The organism is Gaetbulibacter aquiaggeris (genome assembly GCF_044003965.1).
Classification (GTDB): domain Bacteria; phylum Bacteroidota; class Bacteroidia; order Flavobacteriales; family Flavobacteriaceae; genus Yeosuana; species Yeosuana aquiaggeris.
Window position 1 is genome coordinate 1,065,618 of the sequence record NZ_JBAWKC010000001.1, and the last position, 18,745, is coordinate 1,084,362.

Annotated in this window: 16 protein-coding genes; 9 read left to right on the top strand and 7 right to left on the bottom strand. The window is 33.7% G+C overall.

Annotated features, from left to right (window positions below; genetic code table 11):
• Positions 1 to 89: 89 nt before the first annotated feature.
• Positions 90 to 719, top strand: a complete 630-nt coding sequence (rsmG, locus tag V8G56_RS04430; RefSeq protein ID WP_395437246.1) for a 16S rRNA (guanine(527)-N(7))-methyltransferase RsmG — start codon at positions 90 to 92, stop codon at positions 717 to 719.
• 6 nt (positions 720 to 725) lie between these two features.
• On the opposite strand, the gene V8G56_RS04435 is transcribed toward rsmG, so the two are convergent.
• On the bottom strand, positions 726 to 1,682 hold the full coding sequence (locus V8G56_RS04435) for a tetratricopeptide repeat protein (protein ID WP_395437247.1): 957 nt from the start codon (positions 1,680 to 1,682) through the stop codon (positions 726 to 728).
• 141 nt (positions 1,683 to 1,823) lie between these two features.
• Positions 1,824 to 3,449 carry an L-glutamate gamma-semialdehyde dehydrogenase gene (pruA, locus tag V8G56_RS04440; protein ID WP_395437248.1) on the bottom strand — a complete coding sequence of 542 codons (1,626 nt, stop codon included), beginning with the start codon at positions 3,447 to 3,449 and terminating at the stop codon, positions 1,824 to 1,826.
• A gap of 158 nt (positions 3,450 to 3,607) precedes the next feature.
• On the opposite strand from pruA, the gene V8G56_RS04445 reads away from it, so the two are divergent.
• Positions 3,608 to 4,333, top strand: coding sequence for an NRDE family protein (locus V8G56_RS04445; protein WP_395437249.1), 726 nt, complete (start codon positions 3,608 to 3,610; stop codon positions 4,331 to 4,333).
• Positions 4,326 to 5,324: a DUF6695 family protein gene (locus tag V8G56_RS04450; protein WP_395437250.1), complete on the top strand. Its 999-nt coding sequence runs from the start codon at positions 4,326 to 4,328 to the stop codon at positions 5,322 to 5,324. Before V8G56_RS04445 ends, V8G56_RS04450 begins: the two co-directional genes overlap by 8 nt.
• Here the strand turns inward: V8G56_RS04450 and apaG are convergent.
• Both apaG and V8G56_RS04460 read right to left on the bottom strand, forming a co-directional pair.
• On the bottom strand, positions 5,321 to 5,707 hold the full coding sequence (apaG, locus tag V8G56_RS04455; protein ID WP_395437251.1) for a Co2+/Mg2+ efflux protein ApaG: 387 nt from the start codon (positions 5,705 to 5,707) through the stop codon (positions 5,321 to 5,323). The two genes, V8G56_RS04450 and apaG, sit on opposite strands and share 4 nt — an antisense overlap.
• Before the next feature lie 83 nt (positions 5,708 to 5,790).
• The gene (locus V8G56_RS04460) at positions 5,791 to 7,041 is read right to left on the bottom strand and encodes a type IX secretion system plug protein (RefSeq protein ID WP_395437252.1); all 1,251 of its coding nucleotides are present in this window, start codon (positions 7,039 to 7,041) and stop codon (positions 5,791 to 5,793) included.
• A gap of 156 nt (positions 7,042 to 7,197) precedes the next feature.
• On the opposite strand from V8G56_RS04460, the gene V8G56_RS04465 reads away from it, so the two are divergent.
• From V8G56_RS04465 to nqrF, 6 genes are all read left to right on the top strand, one after another.
• Positions 7,198 to 8,553, top strand: coding sequence for a Na(+)-translocating NADH-quinone reductase subunit A (locus tag V8G56_RS04465; RefSeq protein WP_395437253.1), 1,356 nt, complete (start codon positions 7,198 to 7,200; stop codon positions 8,551 to 8,553).
• Positions 8,553 to 9,764, top strand: a complete 1,212-nt coding sequence (locus V8G56_RS04470; RefSeq protein ID WP_331631130.1) for an NADH:ubiquinone reductase (Na(+)-transporting) subunit B — start codon at positions 8,553 to 8,555, stop codon at positions 9,762 to 9,764. The genes V8G56_RS04465 and V8G56_RS04470 overlap by 1 nt, the downstream gene beginning before the upstream one ends.
• Positions 9,764 to 10,555 carry a Na(+)-translocating NADH-quinone reductase subunit C gene (locus tag V8G56_RS04475; protein WP_395437254.1) on the top strand — a complete coding sequence of 264 codons (792 nt, stop codon included), beginning with the start codon at positions 9,764 to 9,766 and terminating at the stop codon, positions 10,553 to 10,555. The genes V8G56_RS04470 and V8G56_RS04475 overlap by 1 nt, the downstream gene beginning before the upstream one ends.
• Positions 10,556 to 10,558: 3 nt before the next feature.
• The gene (locus V8G56_RS04480) at positions 10,559 to 11,212 is read left to right on the top strand and encodes an NADH:ubiquinone reductase (Na(+)-transporting) subunit D (protein WP_395437255.1); all 654 of its coding nucleotides are present in this window, start codon (positions 10,559 to 10,561) and stop codon (positions 11,210 to 11,212) included.
• A gap of 62 nt (positions 11,213 to 11,274) precedes the next feature.
• Positions 11,275 to 12,033: an NADH:ubiquinone reductase (Na(+)-transporting) subunit E gene (nqrE, locus tag V8G56_RS04485; protein ID WP_395437256.1), complete on the top strand. Its 759-nt coding sequence runs from the start codon at positions 11,275 to 11,277 to the stop codon at positions 12,031 to 12,033.
• Position 12,034: 1 nt separating this feature from the next.
• Positions 12,035 to 13,342, top strand: coding sequence for an NADH:ubiquinone reductase (Na(+)-transporting) subunit F (gene nqrF / locus V8G56_RS04490; protein ID WP_395437601.1), 1,308 nt, complete (start codon positions 12,035 to 12,037; stop codon positions 13,340 to 13,342).
• Between the two features lie 98 nt (positions 13,343 to 13,440).
• Here the strand turns inward: nqrF and V8G56_RS04495 are convergent, their stop codons facing one another.
• The 3 genes from V8G56_RS04495 to V8G56_RS04505 form a co-directional block, all read right to left on the bottom strand.
• Positions 13,441 to 14,481: a response regulator gene (locus V8G56_RS04495; protein ID WP_395437257.1), complete on the bottom strand. Its 1,041-nt coding sequence runs from the start codon at positions 14,479 to 14,481 to the stop codon at positions 13,441 to 13,443.
• Complete coding sequence (locus V8G56_RS04500; protein ID WP_395437258.1) at positions 14,481 to 14,855, bottom strand: response regulator; 375 nt, start codon at positions 14,853 to 14,855, stop codon at positions 14,481 to 14,483. The genes V8G56_RS04495 and V8G56_RS04500 overlap by 1 nt, the downstream gene beginning before the upstream one ends.
• Positions 14,856 to 14,929: 74 nt before the next feature.
• Complete coding sequence (locus tag V8G56_RS04505) at positions 14,930 to 18,637, bottom strand: sensor histidine kinase (protein WP_395437259.1); 3,708 nt, start codon at positions 18,635 to 18,637, stop codon at positions 14,930 to 14,932.
• Between the last annotated feature and the right edge of the window lie 108 nt (positions 18,638 to 18,745).

Consider the following 18,745-nt stretch of genomic DNA (forward strand, 5'->3'; position numbering starts at 1 on the left):
CAAAGATAGGCATAAACCATTCCAACTTATAACGTTTTTTCGCAAAAATATGTATCTAAAAAGTATATTTTTGCAGAAAATTATGAGTTATGGAACTTATTTTAAAATATTTCCCAAATCTTACTGAAGACCAGATTTCTAAATTTAAAAAGTTGGAATCACTTTATCAAGATTGGAATTTAAAAATCAATGTAGTGTCACGCAAGGATATTGATGAATTGTATTTGCGTCATGTACTGCACTCTTTGGGAATTGCAAAAGTGATAACTTTTAAGGATGGTTCCAAAATATTAGATGTAGGAACAGGTGGTGGTTTTCCAGGAATTCCTTTGGCTATTATGTTTCCTAACTGTTCATTTCATTTAGTTGATAGTATAGCTAAAAAGCTAAAGGTAGTTGATGAGGTTGTTGAAGGTTTGGGTTTAACAAATGTAAAAACAACTCATAGTAGAGTTGAAGAAATTAAGGATACTTATGATTTTATTGTTAGCAGAGCGGTAGCTGCCATGCCAACTTTTGTGCATTGGACCAAAGGAAAAATAGATAAAAAGCAGGTCCATCAATTAAAAAATGGTATTATTTATTTAAAGGGCGGTGATTTAACCGAAGAGCTTCAAGATTATAAAACTGCTGTTATTTATGATTTAAACGAGTTTTTTGAAGAAGACTTTTTTGAAACAAAAAAAGTGGTGTATTTGCCTTTGAAATTTAGAGGTTAACATGTTTTACAGTTTATTAATTTCATTATAAAGTTCGTTGAAAGCGTAATATTGTTTTTGAAACCAATAGGTGTTTTTAAATAATTCCAGATTATCTTCTAGTGACAAGTCTGTCCCTTTAAGAATGCTTTTGGCTTTATCGAAATTAAGCCTTGCATTAGCTATGTCATTCAATTTTAAATTTGCTAAAGCTACTCCAATGACTGCATCAAAATCGGTTGCATCAAACTGTACAGCGGCTGAAAAATCAGATAATGCTTTTTGATATTCACCTAGAAAAAAGGAGGAGATACCTCTGAAAAAATAAGCAGGCGCATTGTTTTTATCAAAATAAATAGCAGCAATAAAATCATTATTTGCCTTTTTAAAATAATTAACATCCATAAAAAAAACACCACGAGCAAAAAACGTGTTGCTGTCTGGGTTAAGTAAAACGGCTGAATTATAATTTTGCAATGCTTTTACATGGTCTTCGAGACCCGCATAAGCTCGTGCCAATTGTAAAAAAATGGGATAAGATTTAATAACGGTTGGTTTCTCTAAATCCGAAATGGCGCCTTTGTAATCTTTCAAATCATTTTTGGTGACAGCAAGGCTATATCTGGCTTCAATAAATTCGGGATTTAATTTCAAGGCGTTTGCATAATCTTCTTTTGCACCATTAAAATCCATTAAACTGTATTTTGAATTTCCTCTGTTAAAATAAGCATCGGCACTGGGTTCATAAAAAATAACTTTTGTGTAATCTAAAATAGCCCCATTAAAATCTCCTATACTATGTTTGGTTAGGCCTCTGTAAAATAAGGCGTCCAGATTTTTAGGTTCTAAAGATAGTGCTTCAGTATACAGTTGAATTTGCTCATTTGGATCCTCTGATTTAAGCGCTTTTCTAATCAATTTATTGGCTTGCCCAATGGTAATTAACGGAAAAATAAAGCAGATGAGGAATATATATTTTTTCATTGGAGTCACATTTATGAGATAAATATAAGAACATTTTAAAAAGATTTTATAATACGCCTTCATATTCTACATATCTACTTTTATTTTTAAAAATAAAAGACCCGCCTAAAAGGCAGGTCTTATAAAAAATAAACATATTTGTTATCCTAAAAACGGATATCTGTAATCTGTTGGTGGTACAAAGGTTTCTTTTATAGTTCTGTTATTAACCCAACGCAATAAATTCCATACAGAACCAGCTTTGTCGTTAGTGCCTGATGCTCTGGCACCTCCAAAAGGTTGTTGTCCCACAACGGCTCCTGTTGGTTTATCATTTATATAAAAATTACCAGCAGCATTTTCTAATTTTTTAGTAGCTAATTCAATAACGTAACGGTCGCCACTAAAAATGGCGCCGGTTAAAGCGTATTCACTAGTACTGTCAACTAACTCTAAAACAGCTTCCCAATCTTTATCTTCATAAATGTAAAGTGTAATAATAGGGCCAAATAACTCCGTACACATCGTAGTGTATTTTGGGTTTGTGGTAACAATAACTGTCGGTTCAATAAAGTATCCTTTTGAATCATCATAGCCGCCACCAATAATAATATCTGCGTCAGCATCTTTTTTTGCCTGGTCTAAATAACCTGATAATTTGGTGAAGGCTTTTTTATCAATAACCGCATTAATAAAGTTAGAAGGGTCTTCTGGACTTCCCATTTTAAATGAGTTGATGTCATTTAAAATGGCTTTTTTAATATCACCCCATAAACTTTTTGGTATATAAGCACGTGAGGCTGCTGAACACTTTTGACCTTGGTATTCAAAAGCGCCTCTTGAAATAGCAGTTGCAACTTCTTGTGCATTTGAACTTGGATGCGCCCAGATAAAATCTTTTCCACCCGTTTCACCTACAATTCTTGGATAAGACTTATAATGATTAATATTTTTACCAATAGTTTCCCAGAAACTATTAAATACAGCAGTCGATCCTGTAAAATGTACACCAGCAAAATCTTTATTTGCTAATATGGTATCTGTGATCATTCCAGAATTACCAGTTACTAAATTAATAACGCCATCTGGTAATCCGGCAGCTTTAAATAATTCCATAATAACATAGGCCGAATATACCTGTGTAGCCGCTGGTTTCCATACTACTACATTGCCCATCATAGCTGGAGCTGCAGGGAGGTTTCCAGCAATTGCTGTAAAATTAAAAGGTGTAATAGCATATACAAATCCTTCTAATGGTCTGTATTCCATACGGTTCCAAAAGCCAGGAGACGAAATTGGTTGATTGCTATAAATTTCAGTCATAAACTGAACATTAAATCGTAAAAAATCAATCAATTCACAAGCAGAATCAATTTCTGCCTGAAATACATTTTTTGATTGCGCCATCATGGTAGCTGCATTCATTCTATATCTGAAAGGTCCAGCTAATAAATCGGCTGCTTTTAAGAAAATAGCGGCACGATGTTCCCAGCTTGTTGAAGCCCATTTTATTCTTGCTTCTGCTGCTTTTTCTATAGCTAATTCAATATGTTCTTTCTCTGCTATATGGTATTTACCAACACAATGTTTGTTGTCATGTGGTGGATGAATATCAACTGTATTACCTGTTCTATATTCTTTACCACCAATATAAAAAGGGATGTCAACTTGCTCCTTGTACATTTTTTTATAAGTAGTTAATACAGCTTCACGTTCTGGTGATCCTGGTGCATAACCTTTAACAGGTTCATTAATAGCAACAGGTACATTGAAAAATCCGTTTCCCATAAGTTTTGTTTAATTTATTGTTTTATTTAAATAAAATTCGAAAATATGCTGCAAATTTACGAATTTTTTAAGGATTCTTTAAATGAGGGATTATTAAATGCAAGTTAAATTTGAATATTTTTTGTAAGTTGTCATTTGCTATAAAGACTATATTTTTCATGTGTACAGTTACTATTATTCCCAAAGGGAAAAATGATTTTGTTTTAACCTCTAATCGTGATGAAGCACCTCATAGAGTTTCATTAGCGCCTGGGGTTTATACTATCAATGATACAAAATTGTTATTTCCAAAAGATGAACTTTCAGGAGGAACATGGGTAGGTGTAAGTGAAAAAAACCGAGTGGTATGCATGCTCAATGGTGCGTTTGAGTCACATAAAAGGAAGATAAATTATAGGCTAAGCAGAGGTGTTGTAGCCAAGGATTTTTTAACGGCTGAATTTATAAAACCTGCTATTTCTTCATATAATTTAGTTGATATTGAGCCGTTTACTATGGTGATTGTTGACTGGAATTCTAGATTGAGGTTTTATGAATTGGTCTGGGATGGAACTGCAAAACATTTTTCTGAATTGCCCTTAGAACCAAGAATATGGTCCTCTTCTACATTGTATAATACGACAATGAAACAGGAAAGATTACAATGGTTTGAACATTTTAAGGAAGAACAAAATATAGAGGCTGAGACCTTGTTACAGTTTCACAAAACGGCTGGCGCAGATAATCTTGATTATGGGGTCATCATGGATAGAGGATTTGTAAAAACAACAAGTATTACACAAATTCAAAAATCTCAACATACGCTTGAAATGCTTTATGAGAATTTACAAACTCAGGTTATAACAAAAAGTGAATTTATTTTATCTCAAATAGTCAATGAGTAGTTCTGGAATTATTTTAACCTTGGCATATCCGGATACTATTGTTATGGTTTCTGAAGAATGGTTTTCGCCATTTTTAAAATTTATAGGTATTGGCAAAAAGAATTATGTAAGAGCGGGTCATGCCGCTTTGGTTTTGATTAATAAAAAGACAGGTATCTTAGAATATCACGATTTTGGCAGATATATTGCCCCTGAGCCTTTTGGACGTGTCCGAGGTAGCATAACAGATAATGAGTTGCATTTTGCAATAAAAGCAAAAGTAGAGAATGACCTCATTACAAATATTGAGGAGATTTTAGAGTTTTTAGGCACGCATCCAAAATTAACCCATGGTGATGGAAAATTGATAGCTTCTGTTTGTAATGTAGTGGATTATGACAAGGCAAGAGCTCATATAACGGCCATGCAGCAAAAGCATTTTATTAGATATGCGGCTTTTTTAAAAGATGCTTGCAATTGTGCAAGATTTGTAACAGACACGTTAATAGCTTCCGTAACTGATTACAACATCAAAAGGAAACTTATTAGTTCTAAATGGTTTACTCCCAGTACGGTTGGTAATGTCATTCTTGCGGATACTGAAAAGCAGGTTTATGAGGTTTCAGAAACAGGCATAATTACAGAATTTAAAGGTTCGCAAATGAGCGAAAATGTGCGCTGTTTTTTGGATAAATTAGAAGGTCATGAGCCAAATTTTATAGGGACTTTAAAACCAAAACCAATTGAAGAGCTTCATGAGAAAGCGCAGTGGCTTTCTGGAATTGCGGCTGGGGCATGGTTTGAGTTACATCATATAGGACATCAAATGGAATATCAATTTAGACGTATTTCGCCACATGGAAATATAGATGTTCAGGATATATTTTCAGTTGAAGATGAATCTTTTGATTATAGCCAAACTTTTGAATTTGTGCATTATTCAAACTGCAGTTTTTTGCACATTCAGCAATCTGGAAAAATATATAGATTTAATAGAAAGACTTCTTTTTAATTTATGGCGAAGGGCGCACTTAGCTTAAAAGTTGGTATAATGACTTTAAACTTTTTAGTAGTGGTAAAGTTAATCATACTATAATAACCTCGCATAGCACCAAATGGAGCGGTTAGCAAACAACCTGAACTATAAATATGAGATTCACCAGGTTTCAAAACAGGTTTTTTGCCAATAACACCTTCACCTGAAACAATCTCAATATTGTTTAATGCATCATAAATTTTCCAATGACGTGCATTAAGTTGAACCGAATCTTTGCTTTGGTTTTCAATAGTTACTTTATAACCAAAGGCATATTGTATTTTATAATTTTTATAAAATGAGCCTTCAAAACTAGTTTCTACTGAAATTTTTATACCTCTTGTTACTTGTTGAACCATGTTATCTGCTGATATACAATGTATATAAGAAGCAAAAATAAGATTTTTTTTGGCTCCTTATTAATTAATATTCATAAAACCGATTAATTGGATATATTTACCGAGGATCCTTCTCCAAACCCAATGATCCTATCATATCGCTTGCCTAAATCTCTATAGTAGGCAATCACTTTGTAATTATTTTCAGTCTGATAAAAATCACCACTAACGGCACCTTCATTTATTTGATTGTTGTTTTCAATAACTACATATTTATAGTTGTAGAAACCTTGCTTTAATAGCAACGAGCACTTGAAAACTTTGTCATTGGCATCATAAATCATTTCGTTACTGTTATCTATAGCGTAATTATTAAAATTACCATACACATGAATCTTTTTACCTTCTAATGTTTGATTTGATAATAAAGAAAAATGAATCCAAACATAATCGGCTTCAATATCTGGGTTTTCAGCGTCAATGTTATTGATCACATAGTTTCCGTTAATATCTGGGTTATACGTATATGGTTTATCAACCCTTGGATAATTGGCAAATAGATAGTTATGATATAAGTCTTCTAACTCAATTCTTTGTATGCCTGAATTGGCGCCACGTACATCTTTGTTTTCAAAATACAGATATTCATTGCCTCCCCAAAAACTGGCTTCATCATCATATTTATAAATAAGTTGACTACCAATGGTGAATTGTGGTTTGAGATTGTTAATAGCTGTATTCAAATTATTATTTTGAACTACAATAATTTTTACATTTGCTTTTGGATTATTGAGTTGAATACCATTAGGGACTATAGCTATTTCAACACGCTGTTTATAGTCTATTGAAGCAATATCTCTGGAGCGTTTAATATTAACGCCAATACTTGCCAAACTTTCATAAATCATAAATTTTCTCGAAAAAACGAGTTCATTGTCCTCATTGAAAATGTTGATCATATAATTTCCGGAAATTTTGAGTCGTTTAGTTTGTTCGTTTGGAATAGTAAGTTTGTAATGAGAATAAATTTGATACGTATTAAAAGAATTCCAATAGGTTCTAATACGTTGATTATCTATACCTTCTAAATATTCAGATTTCACCAAAACGGACGGTGTCCAGTCAAAGTTATAGTAATCAATCGTATAATAATAATCATCTTCATGGCCATTTAGTGCGTCAAATTCTAAATCTACGTAATCACCAAGTTTCAAAACCGGTAACTGACTTTCATTAGTATCTCCTTTAAAATTTATTGTTTTAATAAAATCTGGTGGATTCACTTCTTCTACTTGACCATAAATGGTTTGAATTATTAATACAAAAAAGGAAAGTATATATGATTTGATTCTCATCTATAAGCTGATTTTTTGTAAATATAATCAAATTTTATACCTAAAACCGCTGTTCTAAAAGTGGGTTTAAATTTCTCTGTCAATTATTATGAAAACTGCATTTTTAATTTGTAAATTTGCCACGTTTTTAGACAACTAATCTCAATAAATCAAAATATGTCAAACGACATTCGTATTAAAAAAGGTCTAGACATTAAATTAAAAGGTGAAGCTGAAAAAACCTCTGAAAAGGCAGTAATTAGCAACTTTTATACTTTAAGACCTCAAGATTTTCATGGCGTAATACCTAAATTAATTTCTAAAGTTGGAACAAAAGTAAAGGCAGGGACACCTGTTTTTTATGATAAATCCAATGAAAACATAAAGTTTGTTTCTCCGGTTTCTGGGGAGATCACAGAAATTGTACGTGGTGAAAAGCGCAAAATATTATCTATCAAAATTCAAGCGGATAAAACGGAATCTTACTTAGAATATCCCGTTCTGAATTTAGAAACCGTAAAACCAGAAGAAGTTAAAACACTTCTTTTAGCCTCTGGCTGTTGGCCGTTTATTAAACAGCGTCCTTATGATGTGATTGCAAATCCAACCAAAGAACCTAAAGCTATTTTTATATCTGCTTATGCGTCGGCTCCTTTAGCAGCCGATTATGATTTTACTTTGAAGGGTAAAGAAAAAGAATTGCAAGCCGCAGTAACAGCATTGGGTAAATTGACTAAAGGTAAAGTGCATGTTGCCGTTGGGAGTAAATCTAACTCGCCTATGTCTGGTTTATCAGGAATTACTTTGCATAAAGTTTCTGGCCCTCATCCTTCAGGAAACGTAGGAACCCTCATCAACAGAATTGACCCTGTCAATAAGGGAGAGGTTGTTTTTACTGTTAATCCACATGACTTGGTTATTATAGGTGAATTATTATTAACTGGAAAATTTAACGCAGAGCGTATAGTGGCTTTAGTTGGTTCCTCCATTGAAAAACCAAGGTACTTTGTGACCAAGCTAGGTTGTGAACTTGCAACCATGCTTTATGATCATGGTATTGAAAAAGAGGCGCATGTACGTATTATTTCTGGAAACATTTTATCGGGAAAACAAGTACAACCAGATGGTTCTTTAGATTATTATAGTAATGTAATTACAGTTATTCCAGAAGGAGACGATTATGAATTTTTTGGATGGACGGCACCTGTATTTAATAAAATATCAACGAGTAGAGCATTAACCTTTTCTTGGTTGTTTCCAAATAAAAAATACGATTTAAATACTAATACAAATGGGGAACATCGCGCATTCGTAACTACAGGTAATTATGAAGAAGTGTTTCCTTTGGATATTTTTCCAATGCAGATCTTAAAAGCTTGTATGTATAATGACTTAGACGAAATGGAAGCCTTAGGAATGTATGAAGTGGCTCCTGAAGATTTCGCTTTAACAGAATTTGTATGTGTGTCTAAACAACCACATCAAGATATTATTAGAAAAGGATTAGACGTAATGCTTAAAGAAATAGGATAATGAGTTTAAAAAATAAATTACACAAATTAAAAGAAAAGTATAAAGGCACCAAGTTAGCTCCGGCGTTTGGTGCACTTCATACCTTTTTATATTTGCCAAACGAAACCACTCACAACGGAACTCATATAAAAGCGGCTGATGATTTAAAACGTACCATGAATACGGTTATTCTGGCTATGATTCCATGTTTGATTTTTGGAATGTTTAATGCGGGATATCAGCATTATTTAGCAGCTGGAGAAATTGAGGCAGTTACCGGCGGGTTTTTTAGTAGCCAATTCTGGACCATCGCTAACTTTTCTTTAGGATTTTGGAAAATTATTCCTTTGGTGATTGTGTCTTATGGTGTAGGATTAGGAATTGAATTCTTATTTGCAACCATTAAAAACCACGAAGTAGAAGAAGGGTATTTAGTAACTGGTATGTTAGTACCATTAATTGTGCCTATTGACATTCCATTATGGATGCTTGCAGTAGCTGTTGCCTTTGGAGTTGTTATTGGTAAAGAGGTATTTGGTGGAACTGGAATGAATATATTAAATCCAGCTTTAACTATTAGAGCTTTTTTATTCTTCGCTTATCCCACATGGATGAGTGGTGATAAAGTATGGGTGCAAGGAGCAGTAGAAAGTGTTGGTAAGGTAGATGCCATTTCTGGTGAAACTATTTTAGGAGGACTGGCTCAAGGAAAGCATTTAAGCTATTCCGTTATGGACATGTTTTATGGTTTTATTCCTGGCTCCATTGGTGAAACGTCAACTTTGTTAATTTTAATTGGAGGATTATTTTTGATCTTCACAAAAATTGGAAGTTGGAGAATTATGTTGTCTTCAGTAATTGGAGCTATAGTGATGGGATTGATTTTTAATAGTGTTGTTGATGCCAATGTTATTTCTCAAGGGAGTAAGTTTTATGCCTTAATGAGCGCACCTTTTTGGCAACATTTAATAATTGGTGGTTTTGCTTTTGGTACGGTTTACATGGCAACAGATCCTGTTACCGCGTCTCAAACAAATAAAGGGAAATGGGTGTATGGATTTTTAGTGGGATTACTTTCTATATTAATCCGCGTATTCAATCCAGCCTATCCAGAAGGTGTTATGTTAGCAATCTTATTAATGAATGTATTTGCACCAACTATAGACCATTATGTGGTTCAAGGAAATGTAAAACAAAGACTTAAACGTCTAAAAGTAAAAACGGCTCAATAATGGAAAATACAACAGAAAAAAATTCATACACCATATTATTTGCAATTGCAATGGTATTAGTGGTTGGAACATTGTTAGCTTTTGCAGCAGCATCATTAAAACCTACTATTGATGATAACAAAAGGTTAGAAAAGCAGCAGAATATTTTGTATGCCATGGGTGTTAATGAAAACGATGAAAGCAATGCTAATTTTGTTTCTACTGAAAAGGCACCTGAGTTATTCAATAAATACATTAAAGAACAATTAGTATTACAAATCGAAAACGGTAAAATTATATCAGAATTGAACAGGCAAGAGTATATGGATGCTAACAATGGAAATGAGCCTTATTTAATTGATGTAAAAAAGGAACAAACAAATGCTAAAGCTGGTTTGGCAAGAAAACTCCCCGTGTTTATTGGTGAAAAAGATGGTAAGACATTTTATATTGTGCCAATACTAGGAAAAGGCCTTTGGGATGCCATTTGGGCATATGTTGCGTTAGACGCAAATATGGTTGTTCAAGGGGCTTATTTTGATCATAAGGGAGAAACACCTGGTCTTGGAGCGAATATTAAACAACGTTTTTTTATGGATGATTTTGTTGGTGAACATTTATTGGCAAGCGATGGTTCTTTTAAAGGAATCAATGTAGCCAAAGGAAATGCCGATCCAAAAAATAATGATAAAACAGATAATGAGGTGGACGCTATTGCAGGAGCAACAATTACTGGTGATGGCGTAACAGCCATGATTAAAAGTGACTTGAAACTTTACGTGTCCTATTTCCAAAACTTAAAAAACAATTAATTTATGGGCTTACTTTCAAAAAAAGACAGCAAATTAATATTAGACCCATTAGCAGATAATAATCCAATTACGATTCAGGTATTAGGTATTTGTTCTGCCTTGGCAATTACAGCAGAGTTAAAGGCATCCATTGTAATGTCTATCTCGGTATTGTTTGTTTTAGGAATAGGGAATGTGGTTATTTCTTTAATGAGAAATATTATTCCTTCAAAAATTAGAATTATTGTGCAACTTATCGTGGTTGCCGCTTTGGTAATTATAGTTGATTTAGTTTTGAAAGCTTTTGCTTATGAATTAAGTAAAACACTTTCGGTTTTTGTAGGATTAATTATCACTAACTGTATCATTATGGGACGCTTTGAAGCTTTTGCGCTTGCAAATGGACCTTGGAGATCTTTTCTAGATGGTATTGGTAATGCTGCTGGATATGGTATAATTCTAGTTATAGTAGGGTTTTTTAGGGAACTTTTAGGTTCTGGAACTTTATTAGGTTTCCCAGTTTTAGGAAATCCGATTCCTGGTGAACTTACTGGTCTGTATGCTTTGGGTTATGAAAATAACGGATTCATGTTGTTATCACCTATGGCATTAATTGTGGTTGGTATTATTATTTGGGTGCAACGTAGCAGAAATAGAGCATTAATAGAAGATCATTAAAATTAGTTTATAGGTTAAGTGAATGTTTAATCGCTAAGATCCAAAACTAAAAATTAAAATATATGGAACATTTAGAATTATTTTTAAAATCAATATTTATAGATAACATGGTGTTTGCCACATTCTTAGGAATGTGTTCTTACCTAGCTGTTTCTAAAAAAGTATCCACGGCTGTTGGTCTTGGTGCTGCTGTTATATTCGTATTAGCAATTACGGTGCCTTTAAACTGGCTACTTGATCAATATTTGTTACAGCCAGGGGCATTATCATGGTTGGGTGAAGAATACGCCGGCTATGATTTAAGTTTCTTGTCATTTATCATGTTTATTGCTACCATAGCCACTATGGTGCAATTGGTTGAAATTGTAGTGGAGAAATTTTCACCATCATTATACAATTCATTGGGTATTTTCTTGCCACTTATTGCTGTTAACTGTGCTATTTTAGGGGGCTCCTTGTTTATGCAATCTAGAGAGATACCTACCTTAGGTTTAGCTACAGTTTATGGAATTGGTTCAGGGATAGGTTGGTTTTTAGCTATTTTAGCTATAGCGGCTATTCGTGAAAAAATTAGATATTCAAATGTTCCTCCTCCATTAAGAGGCTTAGGAATTACATTTATAATTACTGGCCTTATGGCTATCGGTTTTATGAGCTTTGGTGGTATGTTAACAGGTGGTGATGAAGAGCCTCAAGAAGAACAAAAAACAGTTATGCCAAAAGAAGAATTTAACACAACTCCTTCAACAGAAATTAAAATTACTGAAGAAAAAAAGGAGGATAAAAAAGTGTTAGCTAACAACATAAAAGTAAATGAGTAACATGATATTAGCAGCAGGTACATTAGGAACAGTAGTAGCAACGGTAGCAGCATTTTTAATTATTACTTTGTTATTGGTAGTTTTATTATTGGTTGTAAAACAGAAACTTTCACCATCAGGTCCGGTAAAAATCACTATCAATGGAGAGAAAGAAATTGAAGTGGCTTCAGGAGGTTCTTTATTATCAACTTTAGGCGGTCAAAAAATATTTTTACCATCGGCATGTGGTGGTGGTGGAACATGTATTCAGTGTGAATGTCATGTGTTATCGGGTGGAGGAGAAGCTTTACCTACAGAAACTCCTCATTTTACCAGAAAGGAATTACAACACGGGGCACGTTTAGCTTGTCAGGTTAAAGTAAAACAAGACATGAATATTACTATTCCTGAAGAAGTTTTTGGAATTAAAAAATGGCAAGGAACGGTAGTACGTAATTATAATGTAGCCTCCTTTATTAAGGAGTTTGTTGTTGAAATTCCTGAAGAAATGAACTATAAAGCGGGTGGGTATATTCAAATTGAAATACCACCTTGTGAAGTGAAGTTTGCTGATATGGATATCACTGCACATCCTGAAGAGCATGAAACACCTGATAAATTTCAGGCAGAATGGGACAAATTTAAACTATGGCCTTTAGTGATGAAGAATAATGAAACTGTTGAAAGAGCCTATTCTATGGCTTCTTATCCAGCTGAAGGAAAAGAAATCATGTTGAATGTTCGTATTGCAACCCCTCCTTTTGATAGAGCTAAAGGTGGCTGGATGGATGTGAATCCAGGTATTGCGTCCTCATACATATTCAATCAGAAACCGGGAGATAAAGTCACTATTTCTGGTCCTTATGGAGAGTTCTTCATTAATGAATCAGATTCAGAAATGTTATATGTAGGCGGTGGTGCAGGTATGGCACCCATGCGTTCTCACTTATATCACCTTTTCAGAACCTTAAAAACTGGTAGAAAAGTGACTTATTGGTATGGTGGACGTTCAAAACGCGAATTATTCTATTTAGATCACTTTCATAAATTAGAAAAGGATTTTCCAAATTTTAAATTCTATTTAGCCCTTTCTGAGCCTATGCCAGAAGATAACTGGAAAGTTAAAGAAAATATAGATGCTCCTGGAGATGGTTTTGTTGGATTTATCCACAACTGTGTGATTGACAACTATTTGAAACATCATGAATCTCCAGAAGATATTGAATTATATTTCTGCGGCCCTCCATTAATGAACCAGGCCGTTCAAAAAATGGGGGAAGATTTTGGTATGCCAGACGAGAATATCAGATTTGATGACTTCGGAGGATAATTCAATTCATAAAAATAAAAAGGCCAACTTTATGAGTTGGCTTTTTTATTTTATACTAATTAATAATCAGATAGTTTAATCAATTAGTATAAGTCTATTTAATCAATCACGTTATAAATAGTAACAGGTTCTGATTTGTTTTTTAAACTAATACTTCCTATTTTTTCACAGTTAAAGGCTTCCTTGACCTTTGTGTAACAGGCTTCACAAATAATGATTTGGTTCTCTTTTGCAATATCCTGTAATCTCGCCGCAGTATTTACAGTATCTCCAATCACCGTATAATCCAAGCGTTTTAAGCTGGCAGACCCTATATTTCCCGATATCATTTCGCCACTTTTTATACCTATAGAAACTTTTGGTCTAAATTGTTGCGTGCCATCTAAATCTGGAAGGCTATTTATTTTTTTTCTGGATGCTAATGCAGCATCTATGGCTCTGTCTAAATGAAAATCTCCTTTAAAAACGGCCATGATGGCGTCGCCAATAAATTTATCAATAAACCCATCTTGTGACATAATCTCCTTAACCATCACATCAAAATAGGTGTTTATCATTTTAACTACCGTATCGGCAGGAGCTGTTTCACTTATTTTTGTAAAACCACAGACATCAATAAATAAAACGGTGGCATTAATAGTTTCATTTGCCATAATTGTGGTTTCAAATTCTCGGTTACCCATAAAATTCAAAACGTTTTCATCGACATACATTTTTAAAATATTGTTTTCTTTGACGGCTTGCAGGGTTTCCTTTATTTGACGTGTATGTTTTAAAGTTTTTTCCATGGTGATGGATAAGTCTTCAAAATTTATGGGTTTGGTGATAAAGTCAAAAGCGCCCCGATTCATTGCAGTGCGTATATTATCCATATCACCATAAGCGGACACCATCACGGACCTCAGAAGCGGTTTTATTTCATTTAGTTTTGAAAGTAATGTTAAACCATCCATTTCAGGCATATTAATATCACTTAAAACAATGTCTAAGTCCGGTTGTTCTGCTACTTTCAATAAAGCATCTAAACCGTTAATTGCAAAAAAGAATTCATATTCTTGTTCACGAATTTGTTTCCTAAATTTTTGTTTTATTAAAACTTCTAAATCGGTTTCATCATCTACTACAAGTATCTTTGCCATTAGGTTAATGTTTTTAATTTGTCTTTTAATAGATTAAAATCCAAAGGTTTGGTTAAAAAGTCGTCAGCTCCTAATCTTTTGGCTGTATTAAAATTCTCTTCATCACCATAAGCCGTTATCATCATGACCACTGGAGGAGGTGCTTGAAATTTTTGTTTGATATGTTCCAGTAAGTCTAATCCGCTCATTCCTGGCATATTAATATCAGAAAGAATGAGAACGGCTTCTTGTTTATTCTCGTTTAAATATTTTATCGCTTCTTCACCTGAAAAGGCAAACACAAAAGTCATATCTCCACTTTTAATTTCTCTTCTAAAACGTTGTTGAAAAAGTGTTTTCACATCTTGTTCGTCGTCAACTACTAATATTTTCATTTATTTATTTTTTTAAGGTCAAATGTAATTCGCTATTAAACATCTTGGTGATATTGATAATTGTCAAGCTCATTTCATTTTTTATTTTTTGGTAATGTTATTGCAAAGGTGGTTCCTAATCCTTTTTTTGTTTCAACGGTAAGATTGCCTCCATGACTTTGATTGATAATATCATAGCTCATACTTAAGCCTAGACCTGTTCCTTTACCAGTTGGTTTGGTTGTAAAAAAGGGCTCGAAAATTTTACTTAAAATATTTTCAGGAATGCCATTGCCATTATCAGTAACCTGTATTTCTATATTTTTATCTCGGTTCTTGGTAATAACAGTAACCGTTGGGACATAATTCTCTATGCCGGATTTCTTTTTTTCATCAACCACATAAAAGGCATTGGTGATTAAATTAAGAATCACTCTTCCAATATCTTGTGGTATAATCTCAACATCGCCAATAGTTTCGTCAAAATCAGTAACCATAGTGGCATTAAAAGATTTATCCTTGGCACGTAAACCATGATAGGCTAAACGTAAATATTCATCTGCCAAGGCATTTATATTGGTAAGTTCTTTTTTTCCATTACTAATGCGACTGTGTTGTAACATACCTTTTACAATGGAATCTGCGCGTTTCCCATGAAACATGATCTTTTTCTCATTCTCATTAATATGGTTAGCCAGACTTTGAACTTCTTCTAAATTTCCTTTATCAAGTTCTTCCTTCATTTCTACAATTAATTCGGAGTTTATTTCACTGAAATTATTGACAAAATTTAACGGATTTTGAATCTCATGCGCAATTCCTGCAGTAAGTTCTCCTAAACTGGCCATTTTTTCCGATTGAATCAATTGGGACTGTGTGGCTTTGAGTTCGGTATAGGCTTTTTCAATTTCTTTAGCTTGTGCTAATTCTTTTTCACGAGATTTTTCGCGTTCAATCCGTATTGTTTTTGCTTTTTGGTAATTATGAATTTGTTTAGCCAATAAACCGAGCACAATTAAATAGCCCAAATAGGCCCACCATGATTGCCACCAAGGTGGGGTTATTGTAAATGAAAATTCTGCTGGCTGACTCCAAACGCCATTAAAACCTTTGGAAGCTACCTTAAATGTGTATTCACCAGATGGGAGATCACGGTAATTTTCGCTAGTTGTTTTATCGCTGATAGCACTCCAGTTTTTATCTATTCCTTCCAGAATATATCTATAAACAACATTATTAGGATTGCTATATTGACCACCGTTATAATTAAAACTTAGAAAATTTTGATTGGAAGGCAATGTAAGGCCAACAGGCAGGTTATAAGGTCCATTAACTTTTTCCCAGGTTATGTTATTTAACGTTTGATAACTAGAATCAATTTTTGATTGATTTTGGGTTTGCTCAAGGGTATCAATTGTAACTTTTTCTTCTTGAAGCTTATTGTTTTTAAAGACTAATTGGTTGTCAAAAATATTTATGGAAGTAATTCTTGCAGGAATGGAAGTCGTATCCTCAACCGTAATATCCATGACGGTAAGCATTTGACCTTCTACGCCAGCCCATAAACGTCCATTTTTATCGAAAGAGATACTATTTTGAGCAAAATCAATATAATCAAGACCTTGATCTTTTCCAATAGTTTTTGTCTTCCAAAGGGTTTTGTTATCAACTTCTGAAGGCTCTAAGATTGTTAAGCCTTTTGAGGTTCCTAAATAGATTTTGCCATCCTTTTCTTCTACATCATAAACATCATTGGCGGCCAATCCTTCATCTACAGTGAAAGTGGTAATTTTTATGGTTGAATCGTCTATCATTTGCACCCCTCTTTCCGTAGTAATCCAAATATTGTTCTTATCGTCTTTATTAAGAGAATAAAGATTGTTAGATATTAGACCATTATCGGTGGTAAATCGCCATCTCAAATTTTTAGCTAGGTCCAATTTATGCAGGCCATATTCTTGATCGGCTACCCAAAACGTATTTTTATCCGTTTGAATTATACGTTCCTTTCTGGATTGTCCTATCACCGAATCATTATCGACAAAACTTTTTACAGTTGCATTTTCAAAGTCTATATTCTTTATTTCCCCAGAAAAACTAGAGGTCCAAAAGGTACCATCCAGCGCCATAATGGTATTTCCAATTTGTTCAACTTTTAAACCACCATATAAGCTTAATTTTTTTATGGTTTCATTTACTGGATCAATAATACTTATCCCTGAAATACTTCCACTAGCCCAAATTCTGCCTTGGGAATCTTCCATGAGATTGTTGGTTCTGATATCGACCAAACCTTGTTCAGTACCTAAATGCTTCAAAGTGTTTTCAACTGGGTCGAAAACATCAATGCCTCCATAGGTACCAATCCACATTTTACCATCTTTTGCTTCAAGTGTAGCCCAAACATTATTATTGCTAATCCCACTTTCTGTTCGATAATTACCAGGTCGGGCTCCATTGACACTTATTTTAAATACACCTCCTTGTGCAGATACTACTAAAATGTCGCCATCACTATTTTCTCTGATATTATAGATCCATTGACTGTTTATTGAAGTAGCTCTTACAATAAACTTTGTGAATACACCAGATTCTTCAGTATATCTAAATAGTAATCCATTATTGGTTCCCATCCAAAAATTACCCAAATGATCTTGAAAAATACTGGTAATTATAAACTGTGAACTGTCAAAACTTTCTGAAGGTAAAAATGAGATTGAAGTTTTGTTTGGATTGAGAATGTTGATGCCACCAAAACTCGGCAACCAAATTTTTCCTTCCTTATCTTGAACAATCATTGAGACAAAATTTATATTTAAACCGTTGTCTGTGGTTAGTGCATAATTTTTAGTTCTTGTAGGATCTATAATGTTTATACCACCCCTGCGGCGCGTAGTAATCCAAATATAGCCTTCTCGATCTTCATAGACTTCGAAACCTCCGTTGGATAGCAGGCCATTTTTGCTATCCAATTGGTACATGATTTTTTCATCAAAATTGATGATTATAATTCCATTAATATTATCCGCCAGCCAAAAGAGGCCATTTTTATCTTCAATTATTTTAAAGAGGCGACTAGGATTAAAGGGATTGGCAATTTCATAAACGAGATTTGCTTTTTTATCCATAACAGAAATACTACCTTGGTTGCCAACCATCCATAATCTTCCTTTCGAATCCTCATAAATGCAATTTACATATTTGGCTTCAAGATTTTGCTCTATGTTATATATTTCAAGGTTTTCAGAATCATATCTTACAATACCGTTATTAACACCAAACCACATCATACCATTACTATCTATGTTTTGTGAAAATGGTATTGTCGGTAGCCCAAATCCAGCATCAAAAGTTGTCACTCCTCGCGTTGCACCAGGTTCGTTACTAATATTTCCAGCCTTGGTAATTTTAGGATCGCCTAAAACCGAAACTTTTACATTTAATGAATGTTGAGGTAAATTTTCAAAAGTAAACGAACTACGGGGTAATGAATTCCAGTCGAATGCTTGTGATGTCATTGGTTTTCTAATGGAAAACGGCTGACCAATGTCGAATGGTTTTGCAGGCAATTTGTCCCAATCAAATTTGGTTGTGGGTAACGCATTTAAATCTGGTCTATTTTCGGTAACCCAATGAACTGTATCTGGTTTGGGAATAGTAAGATTCTTTATTCCAGGTTGTCCAAATTCACTTTCCAAAACAGGAAATGGTGGTGTTTCATTTGTATTATGGCATCCAGTAAAAAATAGAATAAAACCTCCTATAATTACGGTGGTTAAAATGGATTTGCTTGTTATTTTCATTGGTTTACAGTTTATATATATTTTATATCAATATCAAAATATATCCTTTTAGTTGATTTTGTTGTTTAAAATATAATAAAAAAAGTATTCTCTTACTTTTTTACTTAA